The following is a 22,030-nucleotide window of genomic DNA, read 5'->3' as shown; positions in this document are numbered from 1 at the left end:
AAATTGTTTATTTTCCATTTGTAAATTCTTTCCAATCCTCTAACGTATGAATGCGTTTCTCATGATCAGACTCTTTTTCATCTATCTCTTGGATTTTTTTGAAATCATGATCTAACATTTCGGACTGTTTTTTAACACTTTCATTGAGTAAATGGACTGTTTCGTTTAACGACTCAGTGGACTCTTTAAAGTTGTCTGTGAAGAATTTATTTAATGTTTTTCTGAATATGGCATAAATGGATCCCAGCAGGCCAATGCCTGTTGCGATCAACATTAGCCAAGACCTAATGCCATCCGGATTCATGTATTAACTCGCAGGCGTGACGTCTTGTGATGCCGCTTCATCAAAAACAGACTTTTCAAAGTCGGCAAAATCTGCTTCAATTTGAGTACGATTGGCACTAAATCCTTGTACGTTAATAGGATTGACCGAAAGGCTGACGTTACTACCATTGACCGAACCATTGAAATAGGCAATTTGGCTGCCATTAGCGTCTTTGCTTTGAGCATTGAAGCTCTGTGATTTATTGATTTCCATTATTTGTCTCCTTGATTAATAATTTTGATGTGGCTTGCATCGACCGTGCCTGATTTAAGAACACTGTTCCCGTGAAAAATAATTGAATGATCTGTGATTTCCATACTTTCTTTTCCTATCATTTCTTAGCCTCTTTTGTTTCTTCAATTGGTTCAAAAGCGTCCATAAAGGCATCAAAACCATGTAAGTTTTGTGGATCGATGTCTTGGTCAAAGCTTGCAAAATAGTCTTTGATGACACTAAATTCTTCTTTGTAGCGTGGCTGAATTTCAGCCGTTTCATCAAACAGGTCTTTATGAGCTTGCTGATAATCGACTTGTGCAGTAGGCAAGTCAACAGGCCACGTAATGCGCCCCTGGTCATCGACTGAACCGCCGAATTGTTTGACTAAATCTTTTTCAGATTCATACAAGTCTTTGGCAATTTCAGCCAGCGACTTTTGAAACTTAGCCACGCCACGAGCCACTTTAGCAGGCAACTTCAATGAACCTAAAAAGTTTGCAACTGGGATAATATCTTGATTCTTGATTTCCATATTTTCTCCTAAATAAAAAAGCCTATGCGGCTTTCAAAGTTTTTATTTTGTTTTCTAATTCTGTGACACGTTGCTTTAGTGTTTCAACCTTGCTATCCTCTTCTTTCAATCCCAAAGCCACAAGTGATGTAAATGAATATTGATCAACGCCTTCTTGGTTTAACAATGACTGTTTCATCAAGCATTTTAGCGAATTCTTCGTTATATTCATCAGGAGCAATATTGTTATCCTGCTTTGGCCAAGAAATTTGACCGCTGGATTTATTAATTTCTCCGCCATATCTTTTAACTAATTCTTCTTGTGACTTTCCCATTGGCTTTGTAGCGTCTACAAGAAGATCGTTTAGCCTGACAAGAGCTCTAGTCGCTTGTGCAGAAATACCGGACTCGGCAAATGCCGAAATAAATCGCATGACCGGTTGTATTTCTTTGTTCTGGAATTCCATAAATATCCTTTCTGTCCAATATTATAATAATCACTTAAATTTTAAGCTGATTGCAACATTTTAACCTGATTTTCAAGTTCGTTAACCCTTTTCTTTAGTTTCTCAACTTTGGAATCTTCTTTTTTGATTGCTAAGAACGTTAGAGAAACGGCAGAGTAAAGATCAACACCACCATCATCTTTCATAATGCTCGGCAAATAGTATTTACTTTGCTCGTTTACATCATCAATAATAGCAGTTAAATGTTCCTTATCGTTTGGTTGAGACTTGAATTTGATTAATCTAATATCGGTTTTATTAATTTCATTCAAGGCATCATACTTATATTCTCCAAGAACATTCTTTTTAGAAAGCAGAGATGTATAAGTGGTGCTTACAACTTCAATTTTTTTGCTGAACCAGAAATGATCAGAACTATAGAAGTTCATAGAAGCACCAGTTGAATCTACTTGTATTCCATAAGCAGAACCCGCCGTACCAAAGTGAATTTTTCCGTTTCCTGTGCCAGCACTATTAGAAAACACAACATCAGTTGAATTAATATAAATAGTTTGGCCAGTTACGTTGTATCTAAGAGCAAAACCTACAGAATTTTCATCAGTTGTTGAATTGCGATAGGCAAGCCCAACATTAGCAGCGTTCCAATAATTACCAGAAGAAGAATTATGAGTAGTTCCACCCATTCCAGGTGTATTAGCAATTAAGAATACTCCGCCGCCATTAGTAGAATCATATGTCGTAATTAAGCCGCCAACACTGATCGCTTGTGTAGACGATTGCGTGGCACTCATTTCGATATAGCCATTATAAATGTTTGTATATAACAAACTATTTTCGTCTAACATATGGATGCCGTCTGCTTCCATGGTCATCAAATTTGATCCATAAAATACAGAGAATGAATAGGCATTGATCAACATTTGACCATCAAGAACTCCAGCGGACGTATTTTGCTGGATCAATACACTACCAGAATTAATTTGAACCACAGAAGTTTTATCACTAGATGAAAGATTAAGAATTCCATTATTCACGGCAATGTAATTCGCATCAAGCGAATTGACGCTCATTGAATTAGCTTTAACATTTTTACCATCAAGAAGCGTAGTTCCTTTAATTGTATAATCGCCTAATTCAGCAACTAATTGTTTAATGGCAAGAAATGACAACGAAGCCATAGCATAAATATTTACTGAATCTCCGTTGTTGATAATGGCTGGTATCGAATATTTAGGAGTTGTATTTACATCATCAATAATCGGAGACAGTTGGATAACTTGGTCTGGATCATCATTGAAATAATATTTTTCTATATCTGTTGCTAAAATATCGTCAATAGCTTCGGTTGTTCCCATTTCTCCAATAATTGTTTTTAGAGAAAGTAGTGAAGTAGAAGCTACCGAACCGTTAACAACAATTTTATGGCTGAACCAGAAATGATTTTGTGTATAGAAGTTTAATGATGAATGTTGGTTATCGGCTTTGATACCATAATTAGTACCAAAGAATGACAATTGCCTTGATTGATTAGTGTTAGAAGCATCAGGGGCAATTAAAACATCACGGTAGAAGTTCCAAGCGCCAAGTTCGCCCACCTGGCTCCCTTTGGACATGCCAGAATCCATCCAGACTAAAGTACTTCCAATTCCATTACCGGTAAATGCTAAGAATCCATTCGATGTATAAGTCCCCATATAAGTTCCATATGAAGATGTTGTGCCCCCTGATGAATCGCCCCATTTGGTAACGTTGAATCCAAATTGTCCACTGCCTTGATAAACTGTAAAACCACTTGAATTTATTTTGGCAGTATTAGAAGAAGTAATAAAGTCTATTTCAGAAGCAGTTATGGATAGATATTGTCCATAGTTGCTTTGCCATTGTGTGGTAAAGAATGCTGAGGCATTAGCCGAAATATTATTGGCGTCCAAATTAATAACGGTAATTTTGCTTGCGTCAATCGTTCCAGCGGTAAGTTTAGAAGCCGATAAATCAGTAACCATGGCATCGTTTATAAATGCAGTGCCGCCAAAAACAATCGAAGAAGCGTTCAAATATATTTTATCGTTTTGGATAAGTGTCGTGCCTGCTTGCACATTGATTTGTGCCAATAAGCTATTACCATCAATTGGTTTTGATGAATAAGGACTTGCGATTGATTCTTGAGCCAACTTTATTTCGGTTACATATAAATCTGCGCTAGTTCCGGATGTACTAGAACCATTATTATCAATTCGTACATAGCCAGAAGCAACATCTGCAGGAACTGTAATGGTTACTGTATATTCATTAATCGCCGATACACTTGGAACAAGATTTTGCTTAGATTGTGCATGGTCATAAGCATTCGTGGAACTAGCTGAACGCGTCAATAGGAAAATATCCATTGATGTCTGAGCACTATTATGGAAGGCTTTTAACTGGACCGTATACGTAGCGCCTCCAATTAAAGGAATGCGATCGCTGGTTAAATAAACTTCACCAATTCCTGATGTTGATAGTTTAAATAGGTTTCTAGTGCCATTAGCATAAAAGGAATGCTCAACTATAGAAACATCATTTGCAGTAGAACTACCCCAACCGGTTAAATCCGTCATGTCCGAAGTATTGGCTAAAAGATTTGGCGCACCAGTATTTTGCAAGGCAACCGTCCAAGCGGCACTTGTTTGAGACATGATCGATTTCGTCCCATCTAATCCTTGCATAAGTGTAGTTGCTTCTAAAGCAGTCAATAGACCAGTACCCATGTTTCCATTACCGTCAGTAACAAAATCTGTTATTGATGTGAGATCTTGGTTAATAGTACTCATGGCAGATGTTTGAGCTGTCGTTTGGCCCACATAAGGACCGGGAACATATGATCCTATAGTAGAGCCATTAACAAGCATAGGCATTGCAATACCAAGTTTTCCATTAGCACGAGCATCAAATAGCAAAGCTATATGAGTTGCACCAGTAGGTATTGTCAAAGTTATATTTTGTAATACGTAGGCTTGCCAACCACTTCCAGATAAAGCAACTGCTCCGGCATATCCCATATCGGTACCAGCGTCATCAAGATATTGAATTTGGAAATAATTAGTAGAACCTGTGAATACATAATATGCAAAGCTTAGCGATACCGTTGGAGAAGTTGTACTATTCAAAGAATTAATAGGAATAGGTTGTGAAATTACTCTTGGACCAATTCCAGTAGTAGAAGCAGTTATTTCCATAACATTTTTCCCACTAACATTATGCAGATTGCTTAAAACTGTCCCAAGTGTTGCATTTTTCCATGTAATCCATCCACCGGTATCGGGATTAAAGTCAGAGTTCGCAATTAGGTTGGTTTGCCCAAGATTATTGACTTGTGTTTGTAATGTATTAAACGTGCTTGTTGAAACAGTCTGACTAAATCCGTCAGCCACTTGTTGCTGGTAACTAGCAAATGAATCGTTAGATACCTTAGCCGCTATAGCACTCGCAGTCTGAGTTTGGTAGGTTGAGAAGTCGGCTTCCGATACTTTTGTTGCTACTTCACTAGAGGTTATTAAGAGATCAGCTTCTGTAGCCATGTCTTCCGGAGCCGGTGACCAAGCTGTTGGCTTGTTGCCTTCTTCTACCTTAAAACTAGTAATATTAAAACCAGAGTTAGGAATACCATTTTCTTGAGCAACAAAATCTATGCGACTAGGTATCCCATTTGATGAAAAATTAACAAGAAATGGAGCTGACATAAAATACTCTGTGTCGGATATTTGCCTGATTGTCCATACGGAATCAAATGAATATATGGAAGCTCCAGCTGTTGTCTGATTGTCATTACCCCACTTATTGGTAAAATTAAGCCGGAATTTAGGCATGGAAGTCTGATTAACTAAAGTAATAAAGAAACTTACTGTTAATTGATCACTTTGTCCATAAATTGACGAAACTAAGCCACTAGTGCTTTGTGTCCATGAACCATTTGAGTCATTAAGAACATTTATTGCATTTGAAGTTCCAAGCACGAGGTTTCTTCCACCAATTTGGAGGTTGTTAATACTAGTAACAGTGTCTTGAATAGAGTTAGCATTGACTGCAATTTGGGCTGAATTCTCTGAAACTTGCCCACTTAATGAACTGACGGCGGCTGAATCAGCTTTTAACGCTACTTCACTAGCAGTTTGAGCTAGCAACGTAGATTGAGAACCAACCTGTGAACCTAAAGAATTTACTGTTGTTTGATCTGCTTTGGTAGCAATTACCTGCGCATTACTTGCAATAGCAGTTTTATTTGTAGTTAACTCTCCAGACAAAGAGCTAACCGATACATTGGCATTACTTGCCGCCAAGATTGCTTCAGATGCTTGATTTATAGCCTGACTGGCATTTGAATTAGCTTGGCTTGTGGAAATATCCGTAGCTGAAGAAAGTGAATTAACGTTATTATTAGCGGTTTGTGCACCAACAACAGCATTAGATGCTTGACTGTCAATAGCAGCTATTTGCGGAGTAAGAGAATCATTCAAGTCATCAGTGTAGGATTTGGCGTCAGAAACAACAGAAGAAACTTTATTATCTATTTCCTGACTGGTATAAGTGCTGACTAATTCTTTCCAATAGTACGTGCCAGTCGCGTCGTCATAGGAATATTGATAAATGTATTGGTTATTACCATCTGTTAAGAAGAACTTTTGCCCTAAAACTGGATCAGCAGGGTAACCAGCTGTAGGGTCGCCAGAGTATGAATCAGGTTGTCCCAAACCATTGATAATCGTATTAATTGCCGTGACTTGTTTTTGTACACCGCTAACTGCATTATCAGCAATACTAACCATTGCGCTAGTCAACGTCTGTTTTTGGCCAAACGTATATTCAACGTATTGTTTAGTAATGTCATCCCAAATAGTTTGTGTGACTTCTGCTGTACCACTAATTGCCAGCGGTTCATAGTTCGTTGGGACAATATCGCCTAATTCGATTGGTTGCTCGTTCGTTCCTTGATATTCAAGTGACTTCGATAAATCAATAGCCGTTACTGTCATATTGGCAGTTGGCTTTCCAACTTCGTTATCAGATAAATATTTTTGCGCCAATGCTTTTAATTGGGCGTCGGAATAAGCGTATTTACCTTGTTTCTCATCAGCACTAGCGTCAGACGCATAGAACTGGTCAGAGAAATCAACGGGCAACGTGATTGGATAAGGATATTGATTGGCATAACTACCCGCTTGAATATAATCACTACCAGATAAGACGTGAATAATATCAACACTACTATCACCAGATGGTTGAGAAACTGTCGCATATGGAATGATGGAATTATAAATCGTAGATATATCAGATTCTTGTTCAATCGTTTGAATATTTCGTCCATAAGACAGAATACCGTTAACAGTTTTTCCCATCCTCTGTAAAAGACTGATATGGTAATTATCAAATTTATATTCACCACCCCAGACATCAAGAATGGATCCTGTTGTACCAGCTAAAGCGTCACTAGCATGCTGAAAATCAGCCAGTGTGAAGGCAGTAGAATTTTGAGTAGCAATGTCGGAATCAACCACAAAAGGTGTATTAATAGCTAAATTATTCTTCCAAACAGTTAAAGCGCCAGTTGCGTCTTGGCTATTGATAGTGACTGTTGGCTGTTTTAAAGAAATATCTTTAGTCAGACTCAAACCAACTTGTTCGGCATAAACATAAATTCCAGTCGGAATAGAAACACTTGATCCGCTTGACGTTTGCAAAGATTGACTGCCATCATTAAATCGCTGAACTTTTTTGATAATAAAAAGCTGGTTCTTCAATGAAGTACCAGCGTCAGCTTTGATTAAACGATTCTCAAGCAATTCCTTAGATAACAGACTATCGTTTGGATAAAGCATTTCTAAATAAAATTCGCCATTAACGGAATTCGTGACTTGTATGCCAACAGCATCAGATAGAAAACCAAGTCCACCACCGACCGCTTGTGAAACAGCTGTTCCGGACTCATATAAAACTGCCATTAAATCACCTCCTTCCAGTTAGGAACTAGTTGTACAGACCAACCGCTTGTCCAAGATAATGTGTTCAATCCTGACTTTAAGATTGGAAATACTTCGCTAGTCATCGTTGAATAAGCTGGTTGACCATTCAAATCCATTACAGTTTGTTTTTCAATATCGATAACCAGCCCGCCATTCACATTTTGAAAGCCCATACCGATACCATTGATCGTTAAGGATCCGTTTCCAGAACCTGTAATTGTATAAATAGGCGAAGCCGAGTAAGCAGTTGGATTCGTTAGCGAAGCACTGGCAGCTATTTGTGTTTGACCAGACTTGAGAAATTTATAGGGGTAAAGAAGAAACGGAACAGTAAAATTTCCAGATAAAGCATTAGTCTTTATTATGTCAAAACCAGACTGAATCATAGCCCTGAAAAAATAATCAGGGAATAAATCAAGTTCCAATTGTGACCAGCTATTAGTTGAAAAAAGCCAATTAGTAATTGCATTAATGTAATCTGTAATTGACTTTGTATCAGACATTTTCCGCAAAAATACTAGATCAAAATTTTGTGAAACGGGTTTTAATCTTTCGTTGTCAATTGTGACATATCCATCTCTTCCAGGTATTTCAATTTGAGTGAGGTCTCTTTCCGGCTTGGAAAAAGTAATAGCGTCTGCTAAAAAAAACACATTAAAGTTATCAGAACTAATACCGTTCCAAGTCATAATTCTTTCAGTCATTTAAAGCCCCCTCGATGTCTGCAAATTAATTTGTCCGAGTGCTTGATTAATTTTTCGATAATTAACACTGGTTTTTTGTTCGCTATTTTTCTTTGTTTCCCCCAATATTGCTTCAAGCAAATTAGTAACCAATCCTGTCAATTGATTATTTTGGCTAAGCAATGACTCCATTTTGGAATTATCTGTCGCAGATATTGAACCATTACCAGACATTTGACTAGCTTGATTCAACAAATCTCTGGCACGAGATGGATTATCAGTTGGGACAACGAATTCTGGCCGATTATTTTCGGAAATTTCATATAAACCATGAGTCGAAATTAAGCCACCATTGGCATAACCATGACCTTGGCCTAAGTAACTAAGTGATGAGCCATAACGGTTTTTGGCATAAGCCAAAGCGGCTAACAAGTTGTCATATCCGTTAAAAATATTCTTATGGCCAGCAAAAGCATAGGCATTAAAGGTTGTTGGAATAACCTGCATCAAACCTTTGGCAAGATTTCCGGAAATCGTGTTAATGTCCGTGTAACCATGTTGAGTAACCGTTGGATTACCACCAGATTCGGTTTGAATCTGGCGTAAGACTTTGCTGACCATTGAAGCACTTGTTGACAAGCCGTTAGCTTTCAAAGCCCGTTTAACATCGGCAGTCCAACGAGTAATGCTGGTGCCAGAAGGATTAGATGATTCATCATCGTGTTTGGATTTCAATGATTCGAACAATTTTTTGATCGGATCGGAAATTCCATTAACCAAGCCTTTACCCAAGGCTGGCGTAATCGAACTAACCAAAGCGGAAGCGCCACCTAGTGTGCTGCTCATGGCTTTCGTCATGACTTTTCCAACAGCACTCAACGGATCTTTGATAAAGGTCGTTAAAGCATCCCATTTGTCTTTAAACCAGCTTCCGACTGCTGACAGCCAATTTCCAGTACCAGAAGCAAAGTGGCTAACCAGCCCGCCAAACATGGACTTTGACGCTTCATAAGGAACAACCGTTTCGCCACCTTCAAAGTTAACGAGCTGGTTCTTTCCCTTTAGAATATGCACATTCTGCTGTTTATCAATAATGGCTTCTTGACCAGCACCATCATTGACCATGGCCAAACCTTTTGGCGCACCGTTTTGTGTGCCTTTGGCAAACTTAGGAATTAAACCAATGGCATGTTTTTTACCACCGAAGTCATGGATAACACTATCGATTGCACCAATTCCGTCATTAATAATGCCAATCACGCCATTAATAGCGTCTTTAACAATGCCTTTAATATCTTTCCAAAGACCAGACCAAATATTTTTGACATCTTTACCCAAGTTCTTCCAGTTGCCTGTAAACACATCTTTAAAGAGCTTAAAGACATTGGAAATTAGGTCTGTATAAAGCTTGAACTGATCGTGAACATATTTAAAAGCGCTATGGCCAGCGTCTCTGAATGGTTGAGTAATCCCATTCCAAATTTTGGAAAAGGTTTTGCCAAAAGAGCTTAGTCCAGATGAAATATCATGGAACATGTCGGAAAACCATTTGATAACATTTTTAGCTAAATCAGCAGCGGCCTTGATAATACCGTTGACAAAAGCACGGAACTTAGCATTGTGCTTGTACAAAATAACAAAGCCAGCTACTAATGCAGCTATGGCTGTAATCGCAATACCAAATGGATTAGTAAATAGAAATTTAACAGCGCTTCCTAATAAAGTAAGTGATCTGACACCATCTGCACTTTTCTTAACAAACATCCCCATAGTTCCACTGATTGTTCTTCCGAGAAGCCCAATCGTGCCATTAAATAATTTGGCGGTTTTATTGGCAATAATAAAGCTGCTAATAAAACCAGCAACTAATTTCGGGTGTTTAGCAATTTCCGATCCAACCACTTTAAGCACAGGCAACAAATCTTTGAGGACTTGAAGAAAAATTTTAAAGCTTGTTGATGACCCCTGTTTAACAGCTGTAAAAAACTGTTTGATATCTCCTGCGTGTTTGGCAATATTATCAGAAAGACTGGTAATTCCCTTTGCCAATCCATTCATTAAACCGTTTAAAGCGCTAGGAACAGATTTGATATTGAATGCTTTAGCAAAGGCTTTAGTAATCGTACTAATGCCCTTTTCTGCAGAGTTGCCAACCTTTGAAAACTCTGTATCAACTTTTTTATCAGATACCCATTTAGAAATAGCGCCATAAATAGGGTTTTCTGCCGTCATTAATGGTTTTTCAATATCACCAATTAGGGCTGGAACACGGGCTTTAATCGTTCGTGACATACCAACCATGGTTGCAAGCATATTGGAAGCGGCTTTGTCGTACTTACCAGAGCCCAGCTGATTAAAAACATTTTCAATATCTTGAGCAGATATCTTGCCTTGTTTAGCCATTGTGGTTAAGTCGGCAGTTGTAATATTTGAGCTATGGTGTACATCGTTTTCGTACTTAGCCAAGTTTTCACGAAACATCGGGAAGTATTGGCTAATTTGATTTAACATCCCAGCGTTGGCTTTACCACGAGATAAGCCATTAACCATATCTTGCGTGACTGATTGTATTTGTTGACTATTCAAGCCAACGGCATCAGCCATATTCAGCATTGACTTAGTCATTTCATCTGATTCAGTTTTGCTAGAATGCAAGTGATAAAATCCTTGCTCAAGCTCATTGACCGTATCTGTAGCCTGACCTGTTTTAACTGATAAATCATTAATCGTCTTGACCATGGCAGAAGCAGAGCCACTTGAGCCTGTCAAAGTAAGCCAGACAGCACCCATTTTTTGCTGGTCTTGTTCATATTCCAAGCCTGTGTCAATGGCATCTCGAATATGGTTGGTAATAGCTTGAAAGGCATTAGTAATACCAGAAGCGACTAAATGTGCTCCAACAATCGTGGAAAATAAATGGGACGCTTTTTCTGTTTTGTCTGAAACAGTAGTTAATTTACTAGAAATGCCATCTAACAAATTATTGTTAGAACGTTTATCAGATTGCTCTCGCAAATCCTTCATTTCGCTGGTAGCATGAGCTATTTTAGTAGCCGTTTCATTGACACGAATAGTCTGCTTACGAATGGCTTCGGAATTATCTCCTTCGGCTGATTTTAGCTTGTTTAACTCGTCTACTTGCTTGCTATATAAATCTTTTAACTTACCTGATTGATCGGTTAAACCACTAATTTTAGCCTTCGTAGCACCGGCTGTGTCACCCTCTGCCTTCAAACGCTCAACAAAAGAGTTGGTCACTGATTCAGACTGCTTAATCTCGTCATTGAGTTTGGCAATACCAGACTGTTGATAGTCCAGCGATTGTTTGGCTTTGTCTTGTTGACTAGTTAGAGAAACAAGCTTTGACTGTGCACGATCATATTGGGTCTGTAAATTCTGATATTCTTTAGAATTTTTGGAAGTGGTTTGAGCTTCCTGATCCATTGCGGTTTTTAAAGCGCTTAAAACATCTTGCTGCTTTTTAACAGCGCCGGATAAGCCGTCATAGCGTGTTTCAGCAGCTTTTAATGAATCACCTGACTGCTTTAAGATTGCTTCATTGGCTTTCCATGCAGCCGTATTTGACGCTATTTCAGACCGTAAAGATTTGATAGATTGAACCGCTGAAGCAGTATCTAAAGTTACTTTATTGGCTGCATCTCTACTAATATCTGCCATTACTTGCTCCTTTCTCAATGATTAAATGATTTGAACAGTTCCAAAGGATCAACCACACGTTCTTTCTTTTCTTTGGCATTTAAAACAGTGATTAATTCAAAATAATCAGTTTCATAAAATTCATCTAATGACCAATGAAGATTTGTCAGTGCGTTTTTGGCAAACAAATCAAAATCTTCAAGTTCATTGGTCATTTCATACACCCGTTGTTTGGGTGTCGTTATTTTTTTGCTGATGATTTGGTTTCTGGGACACTATCCGCTTGACCATTGTTCTGCATTTTGACAATCAAATATCCGAGCATTTCCATTGTGTGACCAAAGTCTAAGTCTTCAAACGCTTCAGCTTGATCATCATTCAAGCCGAGAATATCAACAAAAAAGGCTTTCTCTGTATCAAAAAAAGCCATTGTGTCTTTGGATATTTGAAGCAAATCTTTGCCTTTGGTATCGTCAATTTTGCTGGCAGCCAATTGCAAGTTAATTGCTCGGCGCATGTTACGGTTGGTCGTTTTAATTTCAAACGGTTCTTCCTGAAATTCTTTAAATGTGATTTTCATTTCTTCTCCTTTAATTGAGCATGAAAAAAAGATGCTCTTAACGGCTACCCAACGGAGAATGGTTGCATAGCCTTTAAGAACACCCTTTCGGATATTCCAATATTTAATTAGCCTGCTGATTGAGCAGCTGCAGCATAGCCTTGAAACACATCAGCCAACATAATATCTTGTGTGAAGCCTGTTTCGTTTGAATACCAAAGCTTACCAGGATTATTATTCCAGTCGGGATTGTCCAATGGTGAATAAGTCAAGTTGTCATCATTCCGTGTATCCGTTGTCGTATCAGTCCCGTTATTAAAGTCGGGATTGATAATCTCGCCTTGACGGAATCCGAAATAAACCTGTCCATCTTCTGCAAGGGCATCTGTTGTAATCAACATGGCGACTTTTGGCTTGTCGCCTTGTGTATAGCCACCTTTACCATCAGATACTTGACCCAAAATCTTCATCAAAATATCATGCGGCAAAGCATTAAAATCCAAAGCAACTGAAGAATCGCCTTTTGTGTGCTGTAAATCAACAACGCGGTTGTTGCCGTACACCTTGGTTGAAGCCGCTTCAAGACCAGTAATGTTAGCTGTCTTAGCACTGAATACGCCAGAGTCAACAGCATAAACACCGTTGGCTGACAACCCTTTTGTTGCATCAGTTAATATTTTTCCGTCCGGACCAACAAGCGCAAGTTGAACGAGTTTTAAACCTACTGTAGCCATTAGCTACCTCCTAATAATTTGTTATGTGATACGTATATGGCTTTAATAGCCTGACCGGTATCGGGGTCTGTATAACGTGCGTCAGAATTATCAATAAACCAGTTGTTGTGTATGAAGGCTTTTAACAAAGCAACTTCACAAGCGTCTGCGTCCTGATTGAAATGATGCGAATAAAAAAGACGTATTTCTACGCCTTGATGTATTTCTGAAAAATCGTCATTGCCGTAAGTGGCTGGTAAATTTTCATTTTCAGTTACTAAACAATCAGTTGAATCAATATCGTTTAAATGCCCTTTAGGTATTACAAAAGGATAGATGTTATCTATCCAGGTAAGATTAGTGGTTTTAATAATTGCCACTGCATCAGATACAGAACTCATACGCCACTAACCCCCTTTTCTTTTAATATCTTTTGATATTCGGCATTTTCAGCCTTGAATATCTCATTTAAACAAGCGTTTCGAACCTTGTCTAAGTAATCATCACCCTTAATGAATTTAGTTCCATCATTTAAAAAGCGTGCGATATAGGCTTTTTTATTCGAAAATCCAACAATTGAAGTCCCGTCAGTCTCTCCCGAAATATTAGTAGCTTCATCAATCACTGAATCAGCTAAATGCGGATCATCTCCAGTTTTGCGATTGTAATAATGGTGTGATCTCAAATATTCGGCAATATTCTTTTTTAAAACATCAGCACCGGCCTTAGTTATCTTTGCTTGTTCAGCAGCAGAAAGTTTATAAGCTTTTTCGAGATTGTCAGCCCAATCACCTAAATCAACAATACTAACCATTTTTATTCGTTCCTTTCCGGACTGTGGCTTTTAAAGTCAAAATATCAAAGGCGTTCGGATTACTAGTCTCACCTGGTGAGACGGAAACTATATCGTATTGTTTACCCTGATTATCCTGGAATAACAAAGGCGGTTTAATACTCGGATCATGTCTAACAACAATATCGACTGTGTCTTGTAAATCCGTTCCGTAAATTTGATAAGTCTGATTCATAGAACGGGTACGAACGGCATACCAGCGAGAAAAAGAAGCAGTAAAACCATCTTCTTCGCCACCTGTATTCGGATTAATAACTGTGTCATATTCTCCAAACTGACCACGCTTATTCAAATCGGAAGGTTTAAATAATCTAGTCATTTAGCACCTTCCAACGCAAGTTATTTAAAAGAAACTGATAAGACAAAGCATTGCAACCGCTTTGGTTAGTTAAGAAGAAGGCCGTGCTTTGGATGGCTGGGTCAATTCCGGTATAAGGATTTCTAGCATCGTCATAATCACCAATATCTGCTCTTTTGTTGAAATTCAAAAAATTAATCGCCATCATTATCACCCGTGGTTGTTTCTAGAGATAATTGCCAATCTTCCCATATCATTCGTAATTGATCGATGATATTATCAGAAACCAAAGGAACAGGAACAGCAGAAATATTTGTCAATGCACTTCTATTTGAATAATATGCGCCGGCAAGAGCAAGTGTGGCCGTATCAAATAACGGAGAAACGTCCGAACGTGAATAAAAAGTATTATTGGCATCATCTGCACCAATTGCATTTTTAAGAAAGGCAACAGCAGAATCGATGTAGCTTTGAAGTATGTCATTATCCGTATCAATGTCAACACGTAGAGAAATTTTTAAATCCGCTAATTCAACCGTCATAAATATCCCTTTCTAACAGGCTTTTCACCCTGTTCGTAAGTTTTAAGCCTTAGTCGCTATAAAAATAATCAACTTGCAGATTGAACCACGATCTTAGCCGGCTGATCAGCAATTGCAGAGAACGAAGCGGCAACAAAGGCATCAGTATCGGTTGGCTTAACATCAAAGCGATCAATAACACGAATCTTAGTTGTATCAGTTTCAAAAGATCCAGCACCGATGTTAGTTGAAAGCAACGACATATTTTGACGATCAAACAAAGTAACAGCCTGCTTAGCGTCCCCATAATATAGTGGGAATACAGGAGCAGCAGTTGTTCCGGCAGATGGAAGCCAGCGATCAGCCACCATTTTAATTTGTTTACCATTCATCAACATTTCCATTGGATTTTGTGGGTTTGGCTGCAACAGATAATCTCCGTCAGCGTTCTTAACCTTATGCAAAGCATTGCAACCTGAAACGTTAGTCAAGAAGAAGGCTGTGCTTTGGATAGCTGGGTCAATTCCGGTATAAGTCAAGTCAAGAATGTCATCATACTTTGCAAGGGTTGGCTTATTAGGCAAAGCATTAAACACTGTGATGATGGCAGCGTTACGAGTAACAACGACTTTCTTAGAAATCCAGCTTTCCAACCATGCCAAGACATTCTGATCAGAATCACTAAGAAGCGAATTTGTAGCGGTTGTAATTCCAGCGAAGCGCCGAATAATATACTTGACAGTTTGTAAATCGGGATCATCATTATTGCCGATAGTTGCACCTTCTTCAGTAATTTCAGCAAGAGGTGTAACGTCAGTCCACTTCTCATAAACACGTGAACCGGTTTGCGTTGTAACGTTTTCAACATTGACATATTGTTGTAAAGCATCATACTGACGAACCAAAGTATGGATGGCTGTTTGAATATCTTGTGGGATAACTAAACCAATAGCGTTGCCAGATTCATCAGTCGATGAGGTAGCCATGTCTAGAACTTTATGATCGCCCCTTATCAAGCCACGAACGTTTTTAACAAAATCAAGTTTTTTGTTATTTTTCTTATCAGAATTGTTTAAATTAGATTCTTTATCTTTACCATCTTTTGGCGGCAAGACAACAGCATTTTTACGCGCGTCTTCCAAAACGTCTTTAGCTGCATCACGAGTAGCAACTAAGTTATCAATTTTATTTTTGAGATCAGATAATTCTTTATCTGAGTGCTTACCTGGTTCTGCGATGTTTTCAAAGACCATCTTTTGACGTGCGTCTTGTGCATCAGAAACTTGCTGGCCAGCGTCAGTGAAAGCCTGATTCAATTTATTTAAATCCATGTGTAAATCTCCTTAAAATAAAAGAGCCAACTCTCTTTTGAGTTCGCTCTTATCGATTTTTTTATTTTGTTGTTCATCATCTGATTTCTTTTCTTCGCCAGATGAATTTGTTTCTAATTTGTCGAAAGCCTTTGCTTTGCCGACTAGCAAATTAAACTTTTCGACAACTTTTTTAGAAGGCATTTTAGAGATTGAATTAGAAAAAACAGGCGCTTTATCAGCGATTCCCGTTTTGTCTCCGGCAAATGCAACTTCATCGACAAAACCTTTATCTGCAGCTGTTTTAGCATCCATAAAAGTTTGATTGCTCATTAATTGAAGTAAATCGCTTTGATTCATACCGGTTTTAGCCATATACGCATTAGCAATTCCAAGATCAACGCTGTCATTCTGTGCAGCAATTTGTCGCAATTGGTCAGAATTAAGAGGATCGCTAACACCAGCTAAACATTTATGAATCATTAATTGAGCAGTTGGCGACATTGAAACTTTGTCACCTGCCATTGCAATAACAGAAGCTGCAGAAGCTGCCATGCCTTGAATAAACACGTTAACTTTTCCTTGATATGCTTTAAGCATTGAATAAATCGTGCTTGCTGCTGAAACGTCACCGCCATTTGAATTAATATTCAACTGAATATCTTCACCAGAAGCAGCGGAATTTAAAACATCTTCTAATTGTGAAGGAGTGAAATAATTTATTCCAAAAAAATCATAGAATGCAATATCACCAACATCACTATCATCTAAAATATCTGCTTTAATATCGACTTGTTTAGTCATCGTCTTCTCCTTCCTGTGGCGGATTGTTTGCCACGCTTGTAGTTGTGGTCGAAGTTGCAACTGGAGCTTTTGGCATGCCGCTAGGTAAATAGCCATTTTGTTGCAACGCAAAGGAAACTTGATCGGCACTAAGATTTTTGCTGCCTAATAATGCAGTTGCGTAATTGTTTCCAAGCGGGTCGATTGCCTGTCTAATATCAGCTGCGATATTGGCTGACAATTGCCAATTCAATTCACTTAAAACCATATTCATATCACGATTCAAAGTGTTGGCATATAAACCAGAAATATCAGTAATTGAAGATTGTTGATCTCCTTGACCGTTCAAATATGAATCGGGAATCTGAAAAGCTTTAGCAATCTGTGTTGATGTCCAATCAACTTGTCCTAATAAATTAGCAATATTCGACTTCATTTCTAAAGGAGTAAATGTTTCTTCGGGCATCAATACTACAGGAATACCATCAGCACTTTCTAATTGCTTTTTTAAAGTCTTAGCACGTCCCAAAGCATATTTATCACTAACTCTTGTTGGTTCTGAAAGAACGCTGCTTGCTACAACTGATTGAGACAAAGCTTTAATTGTTAATTGATCAGACTGCTTTTTAATATTTAAAGTAGTAAGCAATGAATATAAAGGACTAATGCCCGTCATTCCATTCATTGAAAAATATCTAAAGTGAATCATATCCGATGAAGGTATATTTTCAACAATACCAATATCAGGCTCATCAAAAGAAACCGTATAAACAAGTCCAGATCCATCGGATAACTCAAATATTTGTACTTGAGACGGCCTTAAATATTCCCAATGGTCATCAATACCATTAGCATTACGCCATCGATAAGCAAAAGCTTCACCACCAAGAATCATTTGAGCAAACATCGTAACCCAAAAAGTTCTTGGATTGGATAATTTAGAAGGATTGTCCAAAATTCCTTGTGCCCTTGGCATATTGGCTTTTAATTTAGCGCTGCCCAAATCACCGGCCAATTGAGTCACAGCTGACTGAATATCAGGATTTCTTAAGGCTTTCCAAGCACTAATATAGTGACCCCTGTAAGGATCAACGCTACTTAAAACTTGTGACCATTGAGAAGTACTTATCGGATATTCAGTTGTCGAATCCCTGATATGAAAATTCGAGTTAAACAACGGCATTATTTACCACCTCCTTTATCGTCATTAACAACTTCTGAAAGCCAACCGATCAAAGCTAATGAAAGGCCAATGGTTATTAAGGCAATTGCCTTCATTAACAAAAAAGCTCCAATATTAATGCATATCAGGGCTAAAACAAAGCAAATCACGTCAAAATAACGCCATATTAAGTTAAAAATTGTCTTAAATATCATCTAAAAACTCCGGATCTATCGCACCATTAGCGATTCCCTTCTTTAATTGCTCTTGCTCGTCCATACGGCTAAACTTGGCTAAATCTGAATTAAACTCTGAATACTCGTCAAAATGGTACATACCTTTATAAAAAGCATCTATCAAAGCATCGACTACATCAATCTTTAAAGTTGCCCGATTCTTTTCAACTGAAATTCCAAAAGGCGATAAACCAGTGGTTGCATTAAGCAAAGCTTTTTCCATAACTTCATCGTCTAAGCGAGTAACCTTATGCGTTGTAAACATATCTTGTAAATACTTAGTTGGTTTAGCTAGATTAGATGGCCACTGCTTGATATTTTCAATATTCCAAGCAGGATAGTTAGCCAACAATGCATCTTTTAAATTAGCAGTCTGATAAGAACCGGCTTCGTCATATCCAAAGTAAAGGACTTTCAACTGGTATTGAAAAACAAATTTGGTCAACCATTGATAAACTTGATCAGTGTTGATAATGCCGTCTTTATGTTCGGTGATTGTACAGAAACCCATCTTTTCCAAAGTTCGATAATCAATTCCGTCTTGTCGTTCCTTATTTTCAATACTTCCCGAATGGTTCCAAGGGATAAAAGAATGTTGATAAAGAAAGAATTTTGGTTGTCCTTTCCGATCAAAATAGGGAAAAACAAAACCGAAGGCAGTATTATCTGAAAATTGAGAATAATCAAAGCCAATATAAACTTCTCGATTATGCATATCGAATTTCGGAGTAATAGATTCTTCTACATTCTTTAAGGACAAGTAACTATCAATCGAAGCCTGCAGCCAAATATTTAATGATTTGTTTTGAAAAGCAAATAAGTTACCAGCTAAACTATCAGCATCCTTTTCGGTCTTTAAATCCCGTAACATCTTGTCATGCTTTTCTGGCATATCCAATAACGGATTGGCTTTAATCCACATTTCAGGTTTTTCTGTTTCACTAATGTTATCAATTGCCCAAATTAAGCAAAGATAGGTATCACCATCACGTTTCCAATCTTTTTCCATCGATTCAATAATGTGCTTCTCGTCACGATGAAAAGGAACGGTACTATCTGGATAAGCAGTTGATATTTGAATAAATTGTTTGTTATCAACATCAATCTGCCCTGATGTTATTTTAGAAATTTTATCAACGTCGGAAATTGCAGGATCAGCAAATTCATCCCCAATAGCAGTTTTGAAATGGAATCCATCATATTGCCCAGAATCCCAAGTAATGGCTCTTAATTTATTATCGTGTTCAGACATGACAACCATGTCCGACTGTGTAGCTAATGACTTTAAATTAATACCATCTTCTTTTCCCAAAGATTTCCAAGGTTCGCGATTCAAAATCAATCGAAGCATGGTTTTAACATATGAAAGAATTTTGCTAGTCTGCTTAAAATTCTTTGAGGTTACTAAGTAATCCTGACTAGATTGGCCAAGCGATTCAATCAAGAAACTATAAATGATAATAATTGCCATCAAGTAAGTTTTTCCTTGATGACGAGCTTCTGAAATGATCGCTCTGGCAAAACGCTTGTCTCCACCCTCACTGCGCCAACCTATCAATTGAACCAAACTGAACTCCTGAAAAGGCATCAATTTAACCGGTTTTAAAGTCTTAACTTCTGGACATTGAGCGGCAAAGTTCAATATTGCTTTAACTTCATCAATCGAATAATGATATGGAAAATCTTTTGTATCTTGTCTTTGCAAATCTCTTAAATGCCGAAAACAGGCAAGCTTCATGTAGTAACCAGTTATATATTTACCATCCAAAACATCAAAAGCATATTTGGTGCCAGGATCTTGATAATCTTTTCGAATCTGGGAAAAATCAATTGATTTATAGGCACCGATAACATCATGTGTTTTTGTTAAGTCAATTCTGATTTTTCTCATCTCCTTTCAAATATCAGCCACCTTTTAAGAATTGTTTGATCTGCTCGGCAGTAGAAGGCTTGTCGGAATTATCTTCCGGAATTTTTAAATCTAAAAGCTCTGCACGCCCTTTAGGCGTTAAACCAAGCTCACTGCCAAGAGCCTTTAATTTAACCGTTGAAGCATCGAGAATCTGCGTGGCAGGATTTCTCTTAAAGCCAAGACTGTCGTGAGCAATAATTTTACCCGTGACTGGATTGACAACTGTTTTTATGATTGGATTCAAAGCACCATTTTTATGAATATGATCATAGGCTTCACGCATCATCTGATAATTGATACAAAACGCTTCAACCATTGTTTTGTCCATTTCATTAACTGTTGGATCGGATTTTATCAACGGAACTAACCTTCGCCACATGTATCTTGCTGTTCCTGTCAAATAACTAGGTGGCTCGTCAGGTAAATCTTTAATTTTTGTAATGATGGTCACCTTCTTTCGTTTTAGGGTTGGAATAAGCAGTAGTTTTGAGCTATTTTCATAAACAAAAACGCCTTAACCGCATGGCTTAGGCGTTGATAGACCCCCCTATAAAAAAGTTTTAAAAATCTTGTTTTGACATGAAATGTCCCCAATGTGTGCGCTCTTCCTGAAGCCAAACATGGGCGGGGGTAAATTTTTTTAGCGTATTCGGTATTTTATATTTAAAATTTTTAACGCTCTGAAAACGCAATTTTTAAACGATTAAAACTATCTTTAAAATCTAAATGAGGGTAACTTAAGACCGGTTGGATTTCCCTACGCTTTTGGTATTTGATCGAGATGATTCATGTAATAATCAACTAGCTTCACTTCCGTAATTGGATCAACATCGTTGCGTCCTACGCCATCACTTGAACCATAGTAAACCGATTCGAACTTATCCTTTTTGTAATGGCATTCAGGACAAATCACATCAAGATTATCAGCATCATCTGCTTTGCTTGGATCAAATGTAATCGGCACACAATGATCAACAATCTTTGCTGGCTTTACTCGACCTTCGGATAAACAATACTGGCAAAGATAATGTTGCTTATCTAAGACGACTCGTCTTAACCCTTGCCATTGTTTGCTGTGATAAAACTTTTCTTGTGCGTCTTTGATTTTGTTAGCATGCCGATTGATCGCATTATAATGACGTGAATAACCACGCTCGTGTGTGCCATGATATTTCATGCGTGACTTTAAATAATCAGCTTCTAATGCTCGGTGTTGTTCACAATAATAATGATCAATGGTAACTAGGTTATGACAATTTGGGTATCTACATGTTCGTACTGCTGGCATTCACTCAATCCTTTTCGAATTGTCTTTGTATATCTTTTTAACTTCACCGTGATCAAGGTATTCAATATCAATCCACCGTGGTTGACCAACAGTTTTGTCACGATTGTATTCGTAACTAATGTATTCGATTTCTTTTTTAATGCCATCAACAAATACTTCTGGTTCATTCAAATTATTAAAGCGAACCTGAACATGTTCGTACTTGTTTGGGGATGAAGCATCATCGTTATTATTAAATGGAACAATCATTTAATCACCCACCTTTCATCACAATTGAATCCGTTTCTAATTGCTGCTTGTAATTCAACTTCGTTAATCTTTGTTGGCACGTTTGTTAATTCTGCTTGGCCATATAAAAAACCAGAACAATAACAATTCAAGCTCTGGTTATATAAATAGAATTCTTTGATGTCCACAATCGAATGATCCTTGCCATACACATCAACGAATATTAATGGTCGATATTTATTCAATTGTTTAATTTGTTTATTCATAATATGTATGCTGAGTTTACCGACATGACAGCTTTCGTCTGGTTTA

25 protein-coding genes are annotated in these 22,030 nt (G+C 37.8%); all 25 read right to left on the bottom strand.

What is annotated here, in order from left to right:
* Nucleotides 1-7: 7 nt before the first annotated feature.
* The 25 genes from J3U91_RS02385 to J3U91_RS02270 all read right to left on the bottom strand — a co-directional run bounded on the left by J3U91_RS02385 (nt 8) and on the right by J3U91_RS02270 (nt 21,984).
* Nucleotides 8-304: a hypothetical protein gene (locus J3U91_RS02385; RefSeq protein ID WP_002819726.1), complete on the bottom strand. Its 297-nt coding sequence runs from the start codon at nt 302-304 to the stop codon at nt 8-10.
* Nucleotides 305-307: 3 nt separating this feature from the next.
* Nucleotides 308-538 (bottom strand): hypothetical protein, encoded by a 231-nt coding sequence (locus J3U91_RS02380; protein ID WP_002819727.1) that lies wholly within the window; start codon nt 536-538, stop codon nt 308-310.
* Nucleotides 538-660 carry a hypothetical protein gene (locus J3U91_RS09855; RefSeq protein WP_002819729.1) on the bottom strand — a complete coding sequence of 41 codons (123 nt, stop codon included), beginning with the start codon at nt 658-660 and terminating at the stop codon, nt 538-540. The genes J3U91_RS02380 and J3U91_RS09855 overlap by 1 nt, the downstream gene beginning before the upstream one ends.
* Nucleotides 657-1,073 (bottom strand): hypothetical protein, encoded by a 417-nt coding sequence (locus J3U91_RS02375; protein WP_002819730.1) that lies wholly within the window; start codon nt 1,071-1,073, stop codon nt 657-659. Before J3U91_RS02375 ends, J3U91_RS09855 begins: the two co-directional genes overlap by 4 nt.
* Nucleotides 1,074-1,216: 143 nt before the next feature.
* Nucleotides 1,217-1,519, bottom strand: a complete 303-nt coding sequence (locus J3U91_RS02370) for a hypothetical protein (protein WP_002819732.1) — start codon at nt 1,517-1,519, stop codon at nt 1,217-1,219.
* A 41-nt stretch (nt 1,520-1,560) separates the two neighbouring features.
* Nucleotides 1,561-7,494, bottom strand: a complete 5,934-nt coding sequence (locus tag J3U91_RS02365; protein ID WP_002819733.1) for a phage tail spike protein — start codon at nt 7,492-7,494, stop codon at nt 1,561-1,563.
* A complete protein-coding gene (locus tag J3U91_RS02360) occupies nt 7,494-8,219 on the bottom strand; it encodes a hypothetical protein (RefSeq protein WP_002819734.1) in 726 nt (241 codons plus the stop codon). The genes J3U91_RS02365 and J3U91_RS02360 overlap by 1 nt, the downstream gene beginning before the upstream one ends.
* A complete protein-coding gene (locus J3U91_RS02355; RefSeq protein WP_002819735.1) occupies nt 8,220-11,876 on the bottom strand; it encodes a tape measure protein in 3,657 nt (1,218 codons plus the stop codon). It lies immediately after the preceding gene.
* A 14-nt stretch (nt 11,877-11,890) separates the two neighbouring features.
* Nucleotides 11,891-12,070, bottom strand: coding sequence for a hypothetical protein (locus tag J3U91_RS02350; RefSeq protein WP_002819736.1), 180 nt, complete (start codon nt 12,068-12,070; stop codon nt 11,891-11,893).
* Nucleotides 12,071-12,096: 26 nt separating this feature from the next.
* The gene (locus J3U91_RS02345) at nt 12,097-12,435 is read right to left on the bottom strand and encodes a phage tail tube assembly chaperone (protein WP_002819737.1); all 339 of its coding nucleotides are present in this window, start codon (nt 12,433-12,435) and stop codon (nt 12,097-12,099) included.
* Nucleotides 12,436-12,542: 107 nt separating this feature from the next.
* Nucleotides 12,543-13,148 (bottom strand): phage tail protein, encoded by a 606-nt coding sequence (locus tag J3U91_RS02340; RefSeq protein WP_002819738.1) that lies wholly within the window; start codon nt 13,146-13,148, stop codon nt 12,543-12,545.
* Nucleotides 13,148-13,528, bottom strand: coding sequence for a DUF806 family protein (locus tag J3U91_RS02335; protein WP_002826678.1), 381 nt, complete (start codon nt 13,526-13,528; stop codon nt 13,148-13,150). The genes J3U91_RS02340 and J3U91_RS02335 overlap by 1 nt, the downstream gene beginning before the upstream one ends.
* Nucleotides 13,525-13,941, bottom strand: a complete 417-nt coding sequence (locus J3U91_RS02330) for an HK97 gp10 family phage protein (RefSeq protein WP_002819739.1) — start codon at nt 13,939-13,941, stop codon at nt 13,525-13,527. Before J3U91_RS02330 ends, J3U91_RS02335 begins: the two co-directional genes overlap by 4 nt.
* On the bottom strand, nt 13,934-14,299 hold the full coding sequence (locus J3U91_RS02325) for a phage head closure protein (protein ID WP_002819740.1): 366 nt from the start codon (nt 14,297-14,299) through the stop codon (nt 13,934-13,936). Before J3U91_RS02325 ends, J3U91_RS02330 begins: the two co-directional genes overlap by 8 nt.
* Entirely contained in the window at nt 14,292-14,483 is a 192-nt protein-coding gene (locus tag J3U91_RS02320; RefSeq protein ID WP_002819741.1) for a hypothetical protein, read from the bottom strand. Before J3U91_RS02320 ends, J3U91_RS02325 begins: the two co-directional genes overlap by 8 nt.
* Nucleotides 14,473-14,820, bottom strand: coding sequence for a head-tail connector protein (locus J3U91_RS02315; protein WP_002819743.1), 348 nt, complete (start codon nt 14,818-14,820; stop codon nt 14,473-14,475). Before J3U91_RS02315 ends, J3U91_RS02320 begins: the two co-directional genes overlap by 11 nt.
* Nucleotides 14,821-14,888: 68 nt before the next feature.
* Nucleotides 14,889-16,130: a phage major capsid protein gene (locus J3U91_RS02310; RefSeq protein WP_002819744.1), complete on the bottom strand. Its 1,242-nt coding sequence runs from the start codon at nt 16,128-16,130 to the stop codon at nt 14,889-14,891.
* Between the two features lie 12 nt (nt 16,131-16,142).
* Entirely contained in the window at nt 16,143-16,913 is a 771-nt protein-coding gene (locus J3U91_RS02305) for a head maturation protease, ClpP-related (protein WP_002819745.1), read from the bottom strand.
* A complete protein-coding gene (locus J3U91_RS02300; RefSeq protein ID WP_002819746.1) occupies nt 16,906-18,075 on the bottom strand; it encodes a phage portal protein in 1,170 nt (389 codons plus the stop codon). The genes J3U91_RS02305 and J3U91_RS02300 overlap by 8 nt, the downstream gene beginning before the upstream one ends.
* A complete protein-coding gene (locus tag J3U91_RS02295) occupies nt 18,075-18,269 on the bottom strand; it encodes a DUF1056 family protein (RefSeq protein ID WP_002826679.1) in 195 nt (64 codons plus the stop codon). The genes J3U91_RS02300 and J3U91_RS02295 overlap by 1 nt, the downstream gene beginning before the upstream one ends.
* Nucleotides 18,259-20,181 carry a terminase TerL endonuclease subunit gene (locus J3U91_RS02290; RefSeq protein ID WP_002819748.1) on the bottom strand — a complete coding sequence of 641 codons (1,923 nt, stop codon included), beginning with the start codon at nt 20,179-20,181 and terminating at the stop codon, nt 18,259-18,261. Before J3U91_RS02290 ends, J3U91_RS02295 begins: the two co-directional genes overlap by 11 nt.
* Nucleotides 20,182-20,194: 13 nt before the next feature.
* Nucleotides 20,195-20,653 carry a phage terminase small subunit P27 family gene (locus J3U91_RS02285; RefSeq protein WP_075703676.1) on the bottom strand — a complete coding sequence of 153 codons (459 nt, stop codon included), beginning with the start codon at nt 20,651-20,653 and terminating at the stop codon, nt 20,195-20,197.
* Nucleotides 20,654-20,959: 306 nt separating this feature from the next.
* A complete protein-coding gene (locus tag J3U91_RS02280) occupies nt 20,960-21,379 on the bottom strand; it encodes an HNH endonuclease (protein WP_002826680.1) in 420 nt (139 codons plus the stop codon).
* A gap of 111 nt (nt 21,380-21,490) precedes the next feature.
* Nucleotides 21,491-21,739: a hypothetical protein gene (locus tag J3U91_RS02275; protein WP_002819751.1), complete on the bottom strand. Its 249-nt coding sequence runs from the start codon at nt 21,737-21,739 to the stop codon at nt 21,491-21,493.
* Complete coding sequence (locus J3U91_RS02270; protein WP_002819752.1) at nt 21,736-21,984, bottom strand: hypothetical protein; 249 nt, start codon at nt 21,982-21,984, stop codon at nt 21,736-21,738. The genes J3U91_RS02275 and J3U91_RS02270 overlap by 4 nt, the downstream gene beginning before the upstream one ends.
* Nucleotides 21,985-22,030: the final 46 nt, after the last annotated feature.

It is taken from the genome of Oenococcus oeni (assembly GCF_020510245.1).
Taxonomy (GTDB): Bacteria; Bacillota; Bacilli; order Lactobacillales; family Lactobacillaceae; genus Oenococcus; species Oenococcus oeni.
The sequence above is the reverse complement of the archived record's forward strand: the minus strand, read 5'-3'. Positions and strand labels throughout refer to the sequence as shown.